This window comes from Ruegeria sp. BE1, from assembly GCF_056538885.1.
Genome location: NZ_JBQFTY010000007.1, coordinates 133,607 through 148,686 on the forward strand (window position 1 = coordinate 133,607; position 15,080 = coordinate 148,686).

Annotated in this window: 23 protein-coding genes; 8 read left to right on the plus strand and 15 right to left on the minus strand. The window is 60.1% G+C overall.

Annotated elements, in window-relative coordinates; all coding sequences use genetic code 11:
* The first annotated feature begins 42 nt into the window (after positions 1-42).
* Positions 43-1,638 carry an MFS transporter gene (locus tag ACR0J5_RS18365; protein ID WP_480655954.1) on the plus strand — a complete coding sequence of 532 codons (1,596 nt, stop codon included), beginning with the start codon at positions 43-45 and terminating at the stop codon, positions 1,636-1,638.
* Here the strand turns inward: ACR0J5_RS18365 and ACR0J5_RS18370 are convergent.
* The 3 genes from ACR0J5_RS18370 to rplS all read right to left on the minus strand — a co-directional run bounded on the left by ACR0J5_RS18370 (position 1,635) and on the right by rplS (position 2,642).
* Positions 1,635-1,862: a hypothetical protein gene (locus ACR0J5_RS18370; RefSeq protein WP_480655956.1), complete on the minus strand. Its 228-nt coding sequence runs from the start codon at positions 1,860-1,862 to the stop codon at positions 1,635-1,637. The genes ACR0J5_RS18365 and ACR0J5_RS18370 overlap by 4 nt on opposite strands.
* Positions 1,863-2,025: 163 nt before the next feature.
* Positions 2,026-2,247, minus strand: coding sequence for a 50S ribosomal protein L31 (rpmE, locus tag ACR0J5_RS18375; protein ID WP_170428949.1), 222 nt, complete (start codon positions 2,245-2,247; stop codon positions 2,026-2,028).
* An 11-nt stretch (positions 2,248-2,258) separates the two neighbouring features.
* Positions 2,259-2,642, minus strand: a complete 384-nt coding sequence (rplS, locus tag ACR0J5_RS18380; RefSeq protein WP_170447921.1) for a 50S ribosomal protein L19 — start codon at positions 2,640-2,642, stop codon at positions 2,259-2,261.
* A 381-nt stretch (positions 2,643-3,023) separates the two neighbouring features.
* Here rplS and ACR0J5_RS18385 point away from each other — a divergent pair, with 381 nt between their 5' ends.
* Positions 3,024-3,821, plus strand: a complete 798-nt coding sequence (locus ACR0J5_RS18385) for a glycoside hydrolase family 25 protein (RefSeq protein ID WP_480655958.1) — start codon at positions 3,024-3,026, stop codon at positions 3,819-3,821.
* Here ACR0J5_RS18385 and trmD read toward each other — a convergent pair.
* From trmD to ACR0J5_RS18435, 10 genes are all read right to left on the minus strand, one after another.
* A complete protein-coding gene (trmD, locus tag ACR0J5_RS18390; protein ID WP_480655960.1) occupies positions 3,818-4,615 on the minus strand; it encodes a tRNA (guanosine(37)-N1)-methyltransferase TrmD in 798 nt (265 codons plus the stop codon). The genes ACR0J5_RS18385 and trmD overlap by 4 nt on opposite strands.
* Entirely contained in the window at positions 4,612-5,427 is an 816-nt protein-coding gene (locus ACR0J5_RS18395) for a hypothetical protein (protein WP_480655962.1), read from the minus strand. The genes trmD and ACR0J5_RS18395 overlap by 4 nt, the downstream gene beginning before the upstream one ends.
* Entirely contained in the window at positions 5,427-5,930 is a 504-nt protein-coding gene (rimM, locus tag ACR0J5_RS18400; protein ID WP_480655963.1) for a ribosome maturation factor RimM, read from the minus strand. Before rimM ends, ACR0J5_RS18395 begins: the two co-directional genes overlap by 1 nt.
* Positions 5,923-6,069, minus strand: coding sequence for a hypothetical protein (locus ACR0J5_RS18405; protein WP_480655965.1), 147 nt, complete (start codon positions 6,067-6,069; stop codon positions 5,923-5,925). The genes rimM and ACR0J5_RS18405 overlap by 8 nt, the downstream gene beginning before the upstream one ends.
* 4 nt (positions 6,070-6,073) lie before the next feature.
* Complete coding sequence (bluB, locus tag ACR0J5_RS18410; protein WP_480655967.1) at positions 6,074-6,709, minus strand: 5,6-dimethylbenzimidazole synthase; 636 nt, start codon at positions 6,707-6,709, stop codon at positions 6,074-6,076.
* A gap of 12 nt (positions 6,710-6,721) precedes the next feature.
* A complete protein-coding gene (rpsP, locus tag ACR0J5_RS18415) occupies positions 6,722-7,111 on the minus strand; it encodes a 30S ribosomal protein S16 (RefSeq protein ID WP_480655968.1) in 390 nt (129 codons plus the stop codon).
* Positions 7,112-7,152: 41 nt separating this feature from the next.
* Positions 7,153-7,449: a chorismate mutase gene (locus ACR0J5_RS18420; protein WP_480655970.1), complete on the minus strand. Its 297-nt coding sequence runs from the start codon at positions 7,447-7,449 to the stop codon at positions 7,153-7,155.
* Positions 7,446-8,000, minus strand: coding sequence for a GNAT family N-acetyltransferase (locus tag ACR0J5_RS18425; RefSeq protein WP_480655972.1), 555 nt, complete (start codon positions 7,998-8,000; stop codon positions 7,446-7,448). Before ACR0J5_RS18425 ends, ACR0J5_RS18420 begins: the two co-directional genes overlap by 4 nt.
* On the minus strand, positions 7,997-9,502 hold the full coding sequence (ffh, locus tag ACR0J5_RS18430; RefSeq protein ID WP_480655974.1) for a signal recognition particle protein: 1,506 nt from the start codon (positions 9,500-9,502) through the stop codon (positions 7,997-7,999). Before ffh ends, ACR0J5_RS18425 begins: the two co-directional genes overlap by 4 nt.
* Before the next feature lie 208 nt (positions 9,503-9,710).
* Entirely contained in the window at positions 9,711-10,229 is a 519-nt protein-coding gene (locus tag ACR0J5_RS18435) for a hypothetical protein (RefSeq protein ID WP_480655976.1), read from the minus strand.
* An 88-nt stretch (positions 10,230-10,317) separates the two neighbouring features.
* On the opposite strand from ACR0J5_RS18435, the gene ACR0J5_RS18440 reads away from it, so the two are divergent.
* The gene (locus ACR0J5_RS18440; protein ID WP_480655978.1) at positions 10,318-10,848 is read left to right on the plus strand and encodes a prolyl-tRNA synthetase associated domain-containing protein; all 531 of its coding nucleotides are present in this window, start codon (positions 10,318-10,320) and stop codon (positions 10,846-10,848) included.
* Here the strand turns inward: ACR0J5_RS18440 and ACR0J5_RS18445 are convergent, their stop codons facing one another.
* Positions 10,849-11,430, minus strand: a complete 582-nt coding sequence (locus ACR0J5_RS18445; RefSeq protein WP_480655979.1) for an FMN-dependent NADH-azoreductase — start codon at positions 11,428-11,430, stop codon at positions 10,849-10,851.
* A 121-nt stretch (positions 11,431-11,551) separates the two neighbouring features.
* Here ACR0J5_RS18445 and ACR0J5_RS18450 point away from each other — a divergent pair, with 121 nt between their 5' ends.
* From ACR0J5_RS18450 to ACR0J5_RS18465, 4 genes are all read left to right on the plus strand, one after another.
* Positions 11,552-12,430, plus strand: a complete 879-nt coding sequence (locus ACR0J5_RS18450; RefSeq protein ID WP_480655981.1) for a LysR family transcriptional regulator — start codon at positions 11,552-11,554, stop codon at positions 12,428-12,430.
* A complete protein-coding gene (locus ACR0J5_RS18455) occupies positions 12,427-13,341 on the plus strand; it encodes a DMT family transporter (RefSeq protein ID WP_480655983.1) in 915 nt (304 codons plus the stop codon). The genes ACR0J5_RS18450 and ACR0J5_RS18455 overlap by 4 nt, the downstream gene beginning before the upstream one ends.
* A 59-nt stretch (positions 13,342-13,400) precedes the next feature.
* The gene (locus tag ACR0J5_RS18460; RefSeq protein ID WP_480655985.1) at positions 13,401-13,682 is read left to right on the plus strand and encodes a hypothetical protein; all 282 of its coding nucleotides are present in this window, start codon (positions 13,401-13,403) and stop codon (positions 13,680-13,682) included.
* 87 nt (positions 13,683-13,769) lie between these two features.
* On the plus strand, positions 13,770-14,180 hold the full coding sequence (locus tag ACR0J5_RS18465) for a universal stress protein (protein ID WP_480655987.1): 411 nt from the start codon (positions 13,770-13,772) through the stop codon (positions 14,178-14,180).
* A gap of 3 nt (positions 14,181-14,183) precedes the next feature.
* On the opposite strand, the gene ACR0J5_RS18470 is transcribed toward ACR0J5_RS18465, so the two are convergent.
* A complete protein-coding gene (locus ACR0J5_RS18470; RefSeq protein ID WP_480655989.1) occupies positions 14,184-14,516 on the minus strand; it encodes an ArsR/SmtB family transcription factor in 333 nt (110 codons plus the stop codon).
* Positions 14,517-14,747: 231 nt separating this feature from the next.
* Between ACR0J5_RS18470 and ACR0J5_RS18475 the strand changes: the two genes are divergently transcribed.
* The gene (locus ACR0J5_RS18475) at positions 14,748-15,080 is read left to right on the plus strand and encodes an AtpZ/AtpI family protein (RefSeq protein ID WP_480655991.1); all 333 of its coding nucleotides are present in this window, start codon (positions 14,748-14,750) and stop codon (positions 15,078-15,080) included.

Below are 15,080 nucleotides of genomic sequence, written 5' to 3' on the forward strand. Positions count from 1 at the left end.
CTGAATAATTGTTTTAAACCGATATGGACTGAGGGCAGTTTGATGCAGGACAAGACACCGGCAGAGGTATCACCGCAGGCCCGCGCCCGCGTGGTTCTGGCGATGAGCGCGATCTGTATGATGGTTGTGGGGTTCAACACCACTGCGGTGACCACCATCCTGCCCAATCTCAAGGCCGAATTCGATCTGACCCAATCGGGGCTGCAATGGGTCATGGCCACCTATTCCGTAGCCAGCGCCACGCTTGTCACTATCGTCAGCCGTCTGGGCGATATCACCGGCAAGATGGGCGTCTTTTTCTTTGGTATGATCGTCTTTGCCATCGGTTCCGCCTCGGCCTTGTTTGCACAGGATGGGGCGATGCTGCTGTTCGGACGTGGGGCGCAGGGGGCGGGGGCGGCGGCGCTGTTCGGCACCTCTCTGACATTGCTGATGGCGGCCACGCCCGAAGACCAGCGCGCAAGCGTGACAGGGGCCTGGGGCGCGATTGTCGGCCTCGCCATCGGCATTGGCCCGATCCTGGGCGGCGCTTTCGGACACTATGTCAGTTGGAGAGCCATTTTTGCTGTCGATCTTGTCCTGCTGGCGTTGGCCTTTGCCATTGGTCTGCGTGTCAGCAAGCGGAAATACATCCCCGACACGCGCCTTGCGGGCGCGAAATTCGACTATGCCGGGGCCGTCGCAATCGTGTTCCTTCTCGGCCCGCTGTCCTTTGCGCTTAGCAACGGAGAAAGCGGAGGCTGGGCCTCACCCCTGACGCTTGTGTCGCTGGCTGTAGCGGCGGTTTCGACCATTGCTCTGGTAATCGTATCTCGCCGCAGCGACGATCCGCTGATCGAGCTGCGGTACTTTCTTCATCCACGGTTCTTGATGGCGGGGGCGGGAATGTTCTGCACGGGCTTTACGCTGTTCTGCTTTTTTGTCTATTTCAACACGTTCGTCCAATCGCCGGATGCCTTTGGCTACACGTCCATCGAGGCGGGGCTGGCGATCATGCCGCTCAGCCTCAGCATGTTTGTGATCTCGGTGGCCGCGCCCCGGTTTCTGGCCCCCTACAGCTTTCAATGGCCGGTTGCGATTGGGCTGGCTGCGATGGCATGTGGTTTTCTGCTGTTGATGACGACCACCAATACCACGCAATATGTCGAAATCTGGTGGAAGTTGCTGATCGTCGGGATTGGTCTGGGGGTCTGTTTTTCTTTGCTTCCCCGCCTGGGCCTGCGTCTGTTGCCGGATGAGCATGTGGGGCAGGGGTCCGGCGTCATCAATGGGTGCCTTTATTTCGGGGCGACGCTGGGTGCTGTGGTCGGCGGCCTTGCTGAATCCATCACCAGACGCCGCGGTCTGTCCGAGGTTATCGACGCGCTGCCCACCGGTTCCTCTCAGCGTGATGATCTGGCGCATGCGTTGACACACGGAACGCCCAGCCAGATCCAGCAATTGATCGCGGGAATGGAGCCAACGACCGGGACCGCCCTTGCCAAGGCTTTGCGTGACCTTCAGGACAATGCGTTCGACAGTGCCATGTTGGTGGCCGCGATTGCGGCGCTGATCGGGATGGGTCTTGCGCTGGCGCTGCTTCGGGGGCCGGTGCCGCCGCTCCACAGCGCGGCCGCGCTGGCGCGCAAGCGGCGCTAACCTCCCAGATACACACCATCTTTGGGGCGATAGAACACTTTCTGATCGTGCAGCTTACCCAGCAGGTCGTGAATACGGCGCAGGGTGTCTTCGCGCTCGGCCGTGCCGCTGGCTTCTTCATCCAGCGCAGCCTGTGACAATGAGGCGACCGAGCCGCGCAGTGCCGTTTCGATCAGGTCCATATCCTCGACCGAAAGCTCAATCATGTCATTGTACTGGGGCATGCCTGGGATCTCCGTTCCTGATGATCTTGGGGTGATCCCGAGTGTAGCACCTCTGAGCCCCGACCGAAAACAATTCGCGCTTTGGGGGGGTGATCAGTGTCAGGAGCGGAAAAGAAAAAGGCCGCCCCGTTGGGCGGCCTTTCGCATTTCAAAAGGGTCAGGCTCAGAAGCCCAGACCTTCGTATTTCTTCTTGAACTTCGACACGCGGCCGCCGGCGTCCATCAGGCGCGACGAGCCACCGGTCCACGCGGGGTGCGAGGAGGGGTCGATTTCCAGAGCCAGCTGGTCGCCTTCGGCACCCCAGGTGGATTTCATCTGAACCACGGTGCCATCGGTCATTTTGACGTTGATGACGTGATAATCGGGATGGATGTCTTTTTTCATCTTTCCGCTCCTTACGCCTCGGCGCCAGCCTTGGGCTTGTAGTTGGTGACCTCTGCGATACGTGCGGATTTACCGCGACGGGTGCGCAGATAGTACAGTTTGGCGCGACGAACGCGGCCACGGCGGACAACGGTGATGCTGTCGATGTTGGTCGAATGCAGGGGGAACACACGCTCCACGCCTTCGCCAAACGAAATTTTGCGAACGGTGAACGAACCGGCGATGCCGTTGCCACCTTTGCGCGCGATGCAGACGCCTTCGTAGTTCTGCACACGGGTACGCGACCCTTCGGTCACCTTAAAGCCGACACGGATGGTGTCACCGGCTTTGAAATCGGGGATGTCTTTCCCCAGGGCGGCAATCTGTTCCGCCTCAAGCTGTGCGATCAGGTCCATCGCAATCACTCCTATATGCTCGTGGTTGGTCCACGAAGTTTGGGCACGGGCCGAGAGCTCTTGGTCTTCATCGGGTCCTGCGTGCAGCCCGCCAGAGGTCAGATCGAATGTTCCTTATGTCTGATCTGATCTGACACGCGGGGGCCGAAGAAAGCCGGGCGTTGCGCCAGAATGCAAACCAAAACACCGGAGTCGCGCAGTTGCGGCACCGGATTGCGCTGCTTTACGGGGTTTGTGGACAGGGATCAAGCCAAAATCGCTATGATTTGCGGGCAAAACGGTGGGTTTCCGCTGTCCTTAAACTCCACCGTTGCCTTGTGGCACGGATCAGGCATTCTGAAGGGAATTATACGAGCAGAAATTTACAACAGGATAAAGAGCATGCGCATTGCGTTGATGCTGGCTGTTATGGCCTTTGCGACCCTGTCCTGCGGTCGCAGCACCCCTCCGCCCCAGCAGGTTGAGGCGAAATCCTTTCTGAGCACAACCGCGCCTTCTGTGATTTACCCGGCCTTTGGTGACGCCGACCCTCATGACTGGGACGGGCGGCATCCGGGTCACTACCCGGTGCATGGGCTGGACGTGTCGCGCTGGCAGGGGCCGATAGACTGGCACCGGGCCAAGGCATCGGGCGTCAGCTTCGTCTTCATCAAGGCAACCGAGGGCGGTGACGTGGCCGACCCGATGTTCGATGATCACCGGCGGGGCGCGCAGGCGGCAGGGGTGCCGTGGGGCGCCTATCACTATTACTATTTCTGTCGCCCCGCGCATGAGCAGGCGCGCTGGTTTATCCGAAACGTCCCCAAGGGCGCCGACCTGCCGCATGTACTGGACATGGAGTGGACCCCGCATTCCAGGACCTGCAGGTTGCGCCCCGATGGCGCTACCGTCCGGGCCGAGGCCAAGCGGTTCCTGGATATTCTGGAGCGCCACTACGGACGCCGCCCGATCGTTTACACGACCGTGGATTTCCATGCAGACACGAAAATCGCTCGTCTGCGCGGAACCGAGTTCTGGCTGCGCTCGGTCGCTGGACACCCGCATAAGGTTTATCCGAAATCCCCCTGGCGATTCTGGCAATATACCGGCACCGGTCTGGTGCCGGGTGTGCAGGGGCCGGTCGACATCAATACCTTCAACGGCCACCCGGAAACCTGGGCACGTTGGAAGGGCCGTTAGTCTTTGGATTTTTCGTAGGCATCCCACAGATCGGGCCGCCGTTCGCGGGTGATCTTTTCTGACATTTGGTGCCGCCAATCTGCGATGCGCCCGTGATGGCCGGACATCAGGATTTCTGGGATCGGGCGGCCCTTCCATTCGGCGGGGCGGGTGTATTGCGGATGCTCTAAAAGGCCCGAGGAAAAGCTTTCCTCTTCGGCTGACGCCTGATTGCCCAGCACGCCGGGGATCAGGCGCACGGTGGCGTCGATCAGGGCTTGTGCCGCGATCTCACCGCCGGTCATGACGAAATCGCCCAAGCTGACCTCTTGCACGCCATAATGCTCTAACACCCGTTCATCGACACCTTCAAAGCGGCCGCACAGCAGGGTCATACCATCGCAGCGCGCAAGGTTCTGCATCATGCGCTGATCCATCCGACGGCCACGAGGGCTGAGGTAGATCAGCGGCCAGTTGCCGCGCACCCCGGCCATCGTGTGTTCAATCGCTTCGCCCAGCACGTCGGCGCGCAACACCATGCCCGCTCCACCGCCTGCGGGTGTATCGTCCACATTGCGGTGCTTACCGATGCCGAACCGACGCAGGTCGACTGTTTCCAGCTGCCACAATCCATCCTGCAACGCTTTGCCCGTCAGGCTTTCCCCCAGTACGCCGGGAAAGGCCGACGGGAACAGCGTGATGATCTTGGCCTTCCAAACCCCGTGCAGGTCGGGCGTGGGGGTCAACAGTTCACGCGGTTTCAATGTCGGGCGGATCGCCTTGCGACCGTGGGACTTGCCGGGTTTGTCTGTCATATCGTGCCGATCAACGCGCCTTTTGCGCGGTCTATAAGTGCTTTTTTCTGCTCGACCAATGCGGCCTCGTCCAGGCGCGAGCGGTTCAGTTCCAGCAATTCTTCCAGAACATCCTCGGGCAGGCGGTTGTTGACCTTCGACGGCGGCATCAGCAGCTTGGTCTTGTCGCGGGGCAGGTCCAGGTATTCCGCAAAGGGCGTGCCCGGGCCATAGCGGCGCAGCTGCAGCTCTTCCAGCCATTCTGTCATCACTGTCACCGAAGGCAGCCTGCCCTGCACCTGATCTACGGTGTCCTGCAGCGGGGCGACCTGATCCATGTGCTCGCGAAAGGTATCAAAGTCGAAGACCTGTCGCATCCGTTCCAGATCATGTGCCCACAGGCTGCGCAACCAGCCGCCGCGCTGCCGCAAAGACAAGTAAATGGTTATTTCGACCTCTTGGCCTGCAAACCGGTGGTGGACCGCGTCGACCAGACAGGCGGCAAGATCGGGGGTTGCGGCATAGCCCTGTTCCATGTTGCGGCTGGGGCGCAGACCGGCAAAGTTTTCCTCGGACAGGATCAACCCGCGTTTGTCGCCGAAATCCAGCGTGTCCAAAAGCTCGGCCACCTGCGTGCCGAATTCGGATAGCGTGCCAACCGTGCCATAGACCGAATGATTGGTGGCCGCCCGCGACAGTCCGGATTTGCGTGTGCGAAAAGGCAGGATCAGTGCAAAATGCGGCCAGATCAGTTCGCGATTGTCATAGAGGAACGATTGCGCCGCCGTGGTGCCGGTCTTGTGCAGACCCAGATGCAGCAAAACGCGGCGCATCAGATCAGCCCCTCGGGCGGGTCGGCGATGATGCGGCCTTTGTCCAGATCGACGGTCGGCACGGCCTCAAGGGTGAACGGCAGCAAAACAGTCGCTTTCAGGCCGGGACCGTGCAGCTCCAACAGGTCGGTTGCGCCGTGGTTCTGTACCGATTTGACCCGGCCCAGAAGGGCGCCGCCGGTATCATAGACCTCAAGCCCGATCAGGTCGGTGTGGTAAAACTCGTCGTCGGGCAACGATGGCAACTGATCGCGCCGCGCAAACAGGCGCAGGCCCTTCAAGGCATCGGCCTGTTCCTTGGTCTCAACCCCGCCCAAACGCGCAGCGAAACCGTTCTTGATGGATCGGGTCAGGACCAGAGGGTATTTCTCACCGCCCGCTTCATCGGTCAGCGGGGAATACGCCTCGATGTCTTCAGGCGTGGCACAATAGCTTTTAAGCCGTACTTCGCCGCGCACACCATATGAACCTGCAATGCTGCCGACGCAGATCAGATCACTCATTTGGTCCATCCGTCACACATAGCCCGTCCTGCCATTGCCCAAGCGCTTCGCACGCTTCGCGCTGGTTTGAACGTTCGAAAAACACGCCGACAATAAAGGCGATCATCAGCAGAATGGGAAGCCGCAATAACCCGAACATGAGCCTACCGTACCTCGATTGGCAGCGTGTCGTCGCGGTTTTCCCAGCCGACCTGTTCCAGTTCCGGCGTGTCGGACTGCGTCTCTGGCCAGCCCACACAGAAATAACCGATCAGACGCCAATCATCGGGTACGTCCAGGTCGCGCGCCATCTGGTCAGGATCCAGAATGGACACCCAGCCCAGCCCCAGCCCCTCGGCCCGTAAGGCCAGCCAGAACAGCGTAATGGCCGAAACAACGGAGTAACGCCGCATCTCGGGCATCGTATCCGCGCCCAGACCTTGCCCCTTGTCGGTGGCATCGTCGCAGAACACGGCCAGTTGCACCGGGGCCTCTTGCATCCCCGACAATTTCAGGCGGCTGTACAGCTGCGCCTTTTCGCCGGAATACCCCTCCAACGCTTGGGCATTGGCGGTTTGGAAATTCTTCAGCGCCGCCGCGCGGGCGGTGTCGCTGTTGACGCGGATCACGCGCCAGGGTTCGCTCAGCCCCACCGAGGGGGCCAGCCGAAACGCGTCGAGGCAGCGCGTCAGCACTGCCCCGTCAATCGCATCGGTGCGGAACCGGCGCACATCGCGCCGGAGCCGCATCAACAGGTCAAACTGCGTGCGAAAATCGTCGGTAAAGGTTTGATCCCGCACGCGCTTGCCTGCTTATTCTTCGGCCGCTGCTTCTTCAGCCGGTGCAGCCGCCGCTTCGGCAGCTTCAGCAGCCTTTGCAGCTTTTTCTTCTGCACGTTCCTGGGCTTTCTTGCCCGGGGTACCCTTGTTGGGGTTGTTACGCTCGGCTTTTTCCTTGGCGCCAGCTGCTTCCAGCATACGAGCGATCCGGTCGGTGGGCTGGGCGCCCTGGTCCAGCCAGTATTGGATGCGCTCCATGTTCATTTTCACGCGCTCTTCGCTGTCTTTGGGCAGCAGCGGGTTGTAGGTGCCCAGTTTCTCGATGAAACGGCCATCGCGGGGCATACGGCTGTCGGCCGCAACAATGCGATAGAAGGGACGTTTTTTCGAGCCGCCGCGGGCGAGACGAATTTTCATTGCCATGGTGGTATCTCCTTTGGATGGCGTGACTGGGAAGGTTCCAGTTATTCTTGGTGTTTCCTGTGGTGTCGGATGACTTCCTGAATGATGAAATTCAGGAAAGCCTTGGCGAAATCAGGGTCCAGATCGGCCTGTTGCGCCAGGTCTTCTAACCGCGCGATCTGCGCGGCTTCGCGCGTGGGATCGGACGGGGGAAGGTCGTGTTCGGCCTTGAGCTTGCCAACGGCCTGCGTGTGCTTGAACCGCTCGCCCAGCGTATAGACAAGGATCGCGTCCAGCCGGTCGATGCTTTCGCGGTGGCTTTTCAGCAGCGTGGCGGCCTGTTTAACGGGGTCGGTCATGCGTAAGCCTCCATGCCGCCATTCACCAGATCGGCGGGCGCCGGATGCCGCCAGATCTCGATGGTGCCGAATTCCGGATGTTCGAAAGTGTAGTCAAACGCGGCACCCAGACGTTTAGCCACCGCCTTGCTGGCGTTGTTGTCGGGGTCGATTACCGAAATCGCGGTATCCCATCCCAGAATGTCGTAGGCATAGGCGCGGGCAGCTTTGGCGGCCTCGGTCGCGTATCCCTTGCCAGTCGCGTAGTTCATCAGGGTCCAGCCAACTTCCCGCTCGGGCCAGTTGTGCGGATACCACAGACCGACATGACCAACGTAGGTGCCGGTGCCTTTTTCCTCGACCCCCCAGAAGCCGTAACCGCGCATGATCCAATGCCCCATGAGTTGCGCGATCAAACGCCATGTCTCATCTGGGCGTTTGGGTCCGCCAACATACTTCGACTCATCCGTGGCGAAAAACTCCGCTTCGGCTTCGAAATCAGCCTCGGATAGTGCGCGCAGGATCAGGCGCTCGGTCTCAAGCCGGGGGATATGATCGGCGATCAGGTTCACTTTTTCTTCCCGAACCCGCTAAGACCCGGAGGCAGCGCCATGCCGCCACCCATTCCGGGCATGCCACCGGGCATTTTACCCATCGCCTTGGCCGCCTGTTCCAGCGCCTTGGGGTCCATGCCGGCGGCCATCTCCTCGGTCGAGGGGCCGCCTTTGCCGAACATGCCCTTCATGGCCTGTTTCAGCATCTTGCCTTTGCCCATCTTGCCCATTTTCTTCATCATGTCCGACATCTGCCGGTGCATCTTGAGCAGCTTGTTGAGGTCGCTGACCTCCATACCCGAACCGGCGGCAATCCGTTTCTTGCGGCTGGCCTGCAGCAGTTGCGGGTTGGCGCGTTCGCGTTTGGTCATCGACTGGATAAGCGCGATTTGTTGACGCAGGATCTTGTCGTCCAGACCGGCCTGATCCATCTGCTTGGCCATCTTGTTCATGCCCGGCATCATGCCCATCATGCCCTGCATGCCGCCCATCTGGATCATCTGTTCCAGCTGCATCTTAAGGTCGTTCATGTTGAACTGACCTTTGACCATGCGCTTCATCATGCGCTCGGTCTGTTCCATCTCCATCGTTTCCTGGGCCTTTTCGACCAGAGCAACGATGTCGCCCATGCCCAGAATACGACCGGCGATCCGGTCCGGCTCGAAGGTTTCGAGCGCGTCCATCTTCTCGCCCAGACCGACAAAGCGGATCGGCTTGCCGGTGACTGCGCGCATCGACAGCGCCGCACCACCACGCCCGTCACCGTCCATCCGGGTCAGAACCACGCCCGAGATGCCGACTTTGGCGTCGAACTCCTCGGCCACCTCAACGGCGACCTGACCTGTCAGACCGTCGACCACCAGCAGGGTTTCACGGGGATCGACCACGTTGCGAACCTGCTCGACCTCATCCATCAGGACTTCGTCGATATGCAGGCGGCCCGCGGTATCGAGCATATAAACGTCATAGCCACCCAGCGTTGCCTGCTGCTTGGCACGTTTGGCGATGTCTACGGGTTTCTGCCCCGGAACGATCGGCAGCGTATCGACGCCGACCTGCGTGCCCAGAACGGCCAGCTGATCCATCGCCGCCGGGCGATAGACGTCGAGCGAGGCCATCAGGACCTTCTTGCCCTCTTTCTCTTTCAGACGCTTGGCCAGCTTACCGGTTGTGGTCGTCTTACCCGAGCCCTGCAGACCGACCATCAGGATCGGGGCGGGCGGGTTGTCGATCTTCAGCGTGCCGGGGTCTTCTTCGCCGCGCAGGGTATCGACCAGCGCGTCATGCACGATCTTGACGACCTGCTGACCGGGGGTGATCGATTTCGTCACTGCCTGGCCGGTCGCCTGTTCCTGCACCTTCTTGACGAATTCGCGCGCCACCGGCAGCGAGACGTCAGCCTCAAGCAGGGCAACCCGAACCTCACGCAGGGCGGTTTTGACGTCTTCTTCGGACAGCGCGCCCTGTTTGGTCAGCCGGTCAAAGACGCCGGAAAGGCGTTCGGATAGATTTTCAAACATGCCTTCGGCCTCCTTAGCCGGTTATCCTGTGGCTGTTCCTAGGTAGGAAACGCCGGTTAAATACACAATTGCCCCCTCCCACTGAATTAGACGTGGGGGTCATGCCAAATGGCATTGCCCCCACGGGCGAAACTCGCTGGTGGGGGGCGATCCCTGAACGACTCAAGGGACCGGAAGATCATACGCTTCCGGATGTTTGAACGGGGCTTTAGGCCGATTGGCTGTCAGAGTCAACCGCCCGGGCCGGAAGCCAGTCATTGACCGCATCCACCAGCCGCTGCGACCCGCGCCCGCTGACATAAGCTTCGACAATCGGGTGCCGGCCTGCACTCATACCCTTTTCCAGGATCAGAACCGGACGGTGCATTTTGGACGTGGTCCTGTTGCGGGTTGAGGTGGTGGTTTCCACCTCGGCATGGGACAGGTTCGACAGCTCATGTTCTACAGTGTCATAGCCAAAGACGGATTGGCGGCGGATCAGAATGCTGTTGCCGGGTCGATCCAATATGACCTGAACGCGCCGCACAAAGGCGCAAAAAGCGCCGATCCCCATACCGCCGCCGAATACCGCAAAGAAAAGGCCGAACAGAATGCCTTCGCCGCCTTCGCTGGCCATGAAAAGACCAGCCCCAACAAAACATAGGATGAAGAAGACCAGCGAGATGCCGATAAACCAGGGCGTGTTGGACAGGATCAACTGGTCCGGGGTGTTGCGCGTGACTTTCATGGCGGCACGCTAGCACTGAATTCCGGGTCTGTCCGGCTTGAAATTGCCCGCGTGTTGCGCGATGAGCGCGGCAATACAGGAGGTTCCCATGGACGCATCATCCGCCTTTCAGGACACATTACCGCTCAGCTCGGACGCGCTGTTGGCGCAATTGGACGACTGGGGGTTGGCCTACACGCTGCACACCCATGTGCCGCTGCGCACGGTCGAAGACGCCAAAGCGGTCGAGGATCAGTTCATGGTGCCGGGTGAGAACGCTTTGCGGCTCAAGAACCTGTACCTGCGTGACAAGAAAAAACGCAACTACCTTGTGACGCTGGAACAAAGCCGCGAGATCGACCTCAAGGCGCTGGCGGCGGATCTGGGGGCAGGGAACCTGTCTTTCGGGTCAGCGGACCGGCTGTTGCAGAACCTTGGTATCCGGCCCGGCGCGGTCAGCCCACTGGCGATGATCAATGGTGTCGACAACAGCGTTCGCTTCTTTATGGACGCGGCGGCCCAGCAGGCGGATGTGATCTACATGCACCCGCTGGTCAATGACCGCACGATTGCCATGCCCCGAACCGATCTGATGGCGTTTTTCGACCGGATCGGGGCTGAGGTGACGTGGCTGCCCTGATCAGGCGGCCAGCCCTTTGATCGCCCCATGGGCCGAGGTCAGCGCGGCCTCGGCGTCCAGGGCCATCTTGTCGGCGGCAATAACAACCACATCGTGAATGCCGATAAAGCCCAGAACGTGCTTGGCGTAATCGGTGGCAAAATCGATCTCGGACCCGACGGCCGTGCCGCCTGACGCAATCGCCAGAACGGCGCGTTTGCCATCCAGCAGCCCCTTGGGGCCGTTTTCTGTATAGGAAAATGTCAGTCCGGCCCGCGCCACCAGATCGATCCACGCCTTAAAGGCTGCGGGGACAGAGAAGTTGTAGATCGGCAGGCCGATGACAATCGTATCCGCCTCTTGCAACTCGTTCACCAGACTATCCGACAGGGCCAACTGATCCCGCTGCGTTGCGTCGCGCTGATCGGCGGGCGTGAAATTGGCGTTGATCCAGTCTTCGGTCAGCAAGGGCAGGGGGCTGGCCAGATCGCGGCGAATAATGCGCGCGGCCCCCAGATGCTTGACGATACGGTCAGACAGGTCACGGGTGGCCGAGCCTTCGCGGCGGGCCGAGGCGTCGATATGCAGGATCGTTTTGGTCATGTCACTTGCGTCCTTACGGGGTTCAGTTTGGGTTCTGGCCTCAATATGAATATTGCGCCAGTGAACAAAACTCTGATATATCAACACCCATTGTTGGAATTTGCACATTGAAGGCGAGACAGTGGATAATTGGGACGAAGTGAGAACCGCCTATCAGGTTGCCCGTATGGGCACCGTCAGTGGCGCAGCCGAGGTGTTGGGCGTGCACCATGCAACGGTGATCCGCCATATCGACGCGATCGAGGCACGTCTGGGCGTCAAGCTGTTCCAGCGCCATGCGCGTGGCTACACCCCGACCGAGGCCGGGCACGACCTGCTGCGCGTCGCCCAAGCGACCGAGGATCAGTTCAACCAGCTGGTGGGCCGGATGAAGGGGCGCGGCGATGATGTGTCGGGTGAGCTGGTGGTGACATCGCTGGCCTCACTGGCCCCTCTGGTCGTGCCGGTTCTCAGCGAATTTCAACGCCTGCATCCGGGTTTGATTGTGCGCTATTTGACCGGGGATCGCCTGTTCCGTCTGGAATATGGCGAGGCGCATGTGGCCATTCGGGCCGGTTCGGCCCCGGATCAGCCGGATAATGTGGTGCAGCCGTTCATTACTCAGGAAGTCGGCCTGTTCGCCAGTAAGTCCTACATTGACACTTATGGGATGCCCACAAGTGTCAAGGATTTCGACAAGCACCATTTTGTCAGCACCGATGACGAAAACAGCCGCGCTCCGTTCTCGCGCTGGCTGCGTGCGACTGTCCCGGCCGAAAACATCACCTTCCGCTGCACCAACAACTTCTGCATTCGCGAGGCGGTGCTGTCCGGTGCCGGGATCGGCTTTATGGACCGGCGCGAGGCCGCGCGGGACTCTGATCTAGTCGAAGTGATCGAGCCGCTTCAGGAATGGTTCGGCAACCTGTGGCTTGTTACCCATGTTGATCTGCACCGCACAACCAAAGTGCAGAGCTTTCTGAAATACCTCAAGGATCAGTCCAAGGGCTGGAAAGCGTGAGCCCACAGGCACAGGGCCATCTGGCCATGCTTGCATTTTCGGCATTGGTGGCGGGCAGTTTCTCGCTGGGGGCCATGGTTGCCAATCAGATTTCGCCCGAGGCGATTACGGCGGCGCGCTTTCTGATCGCTGCGGTTCTGATCGGGGTGGTCGCCCTGATGACCACTGGCCTGCCGCGCAGCGCGGCGCGGGCACCGTGGCGGTATCTGGTGTTGGGCGGCCTGTTCGCCACTTATTTCGTGCTGATGTTCCACGGCCTGAAAACCGCACCTCCGGTCAGTATGGCGGCGGTATTTACCCTGACGCCGATGATGTCGGCTGTGGCGGGCTGGGTGCTGTTGCGGCAGTTCACGACGCCACGCATGGCGCTGGCCTTGTCCGTGGGGGCCGTTGGCGCGCTCTGGGTCATTTTTCGCGCCGATTGGCAAGCCTTCACAGCGTTCCAGATCGACCGGGGCGAAATCATCTTTTTCTGGGGCTGCCTCGCGCATGCCGTCTATACGCCGATGGTGCGCAAGCTGAACCGGGGCGAGCCCGCCGTGGTGTTCAGCTTTGGCACGATGGTTGCGGGGTGTCTGATCCTGACGCTCTATGCGTGGTCCGACATTCGCGCGACGGATTGGGCAAATTTGCCGCTGATCGTCTGGATCGGGCTGCTGTACCTGTCGGTCTTTGCCACTGCGGCCAGTTTTGTGCTGGTGCAATTCTCGGCGCTGCGCCTGCCCTCGGCCAAGGTGATGGCCTATACCTATCTGGTGCCCAGCTGGGTGATCCTGTGGGAAATCGCGCTGGGACAGACACCGCCGCCTGCGCTGGTTTTGGTGGGGGCAGTGCTGACAATCGCGGCCCTGTTGCTGTTGTTGAAGATCGAGGATCAGCCCCGGTCCTCGACCAAGCCCGCCGTCGAATAAGGTTTGTCTTTCCGGCGGTTTGTGGCAGCCTTACGAGATGTGAATACGGGTGGGCGTTAATGAAACACGTAACAGTTCTGATCGTCGCGGCGGGTCTTGCCGCCTGCACGCAACCCTCCCCCGATACTTCGGTCTCTGAGGCAGATTTGCAGGGCAGTTGTGAGGCGCTTGTGTCAGCCGAAACCGGGGTGCGCCCCGAGAATGTATCGGCCCTATCGACGGAAACCACGCCGACGGGTTCGGTCACGACGCTTTCGGTTTCCGGCGCACAAGCTCCGTGGTTGTGCCGCGCAGACCCTTTCGGAGTGATCACCGGCGTTACCTTTAGTCAGGAAGGGTAACCTGTTTAACAGGGTTGCGGCGCGTTGAGCTAGATCAAAGGCGTCATATGCGATTTTCTCTATGCTTTGTGCGAGGAGGAAGGACCCATGTTCAAACATATCATGATCCCCGTGGACCGGCATCTGCCGCCCGAGACCCGCAAAGCCGCCGATGTGGCCGCCCAGGTTGCAAAATGGCAGGGGGCCAAAGTTACCGTTGTCAGTGTCACCAGCAAACAGCCGGGTGAGGCACATCAGGGCGACATAGAAGTTTCGGAAGAATTGAAGGAACTCACCGATCAACTGAAGCAAGGCGCCACCGACGTGTCGGTGCGCAATGTTCATTCAGTGGATGTGGGTGCGGAAATGGACAGCGATCTTGCAAAGGTCGCGGATGAGATTGGGGCCGATCTGGTCATCGTGGGCACTCATGCGCCACGGATCACCGATTACATCTTTTCAAGTCATGCGGGTTACTTGGCCCAACATGCCACCATGTCCGTTTTTGTGGTGCGATAGCGCTCAGGCGTCGTCGGCGGGCAGTTCGGTTTCCAGAAACCGCTCAAACGCATCCAGATTGACCGGCTCGAACTGCCCGAAACCCTGCATCCAAACCGACGCCGCGCGCAGCGCGTCGGGTTCCAGCTTGCACCACTTTACCCGCCCGCGCTTTTCCTGAGAGATCAGCCCGGCCTTGGTAAGAATGACCAGATGTTTCGAGATTGCGGCCAGCGACATTTCGAACGGGTCAGCCACGTCGGTGACGGCCATGTCGTCCTCTAGCAACATCGCAAGGATGGCGCGGCGCGTCGGATCGGCAAGAGCTGCGAATACGGTGTCGAGGTCATTGGACATGATCTCGCTGAACCACAGTGCCCCGCTTTGGTCAACCATTTGGTTGAATATGCGAATTCGACACAGTCTGCCCACCTGCCGGGATGTGCGCTTTGGCCTGCATCTGGCAGCGCAATATTTTTAGCATAAAAATCTGATACTTAACTGCAGTCGGGGTGCGACCTATACACCGTTGACTCTGCGCGCCGCGCCCCTTAGCACCCTACCCAAGACTGTGCGAGGGAAATGCCCGTGACCGATGATGACCAAAAGCAGCGTATGGCGCAGCTGGAGGCCAAGATCGACGCGGCGAAAAAGGCCAAAAAGCCAGAGACCCGCGCAGACGCTGACATATCCGGAGGCGAGCTTGCCTGGAGGATGGTCATCGAAATGGTATCCGGTCTGGGGATCGGATTTGGCATCGGATACGGGCTGGACAGCCTGCTCGGGACGATCCCGATTTTTCTGGTGCTGTTCACATTGCTGGGCCTAGTCGCGGGCGTGAAGGTTATGCTCCGCAGCGCGAAAGAGGTCCAAGAGAAACAAGCGGCAGCGACGGCTGCTGAGAAGGACGAGAGGGACTGA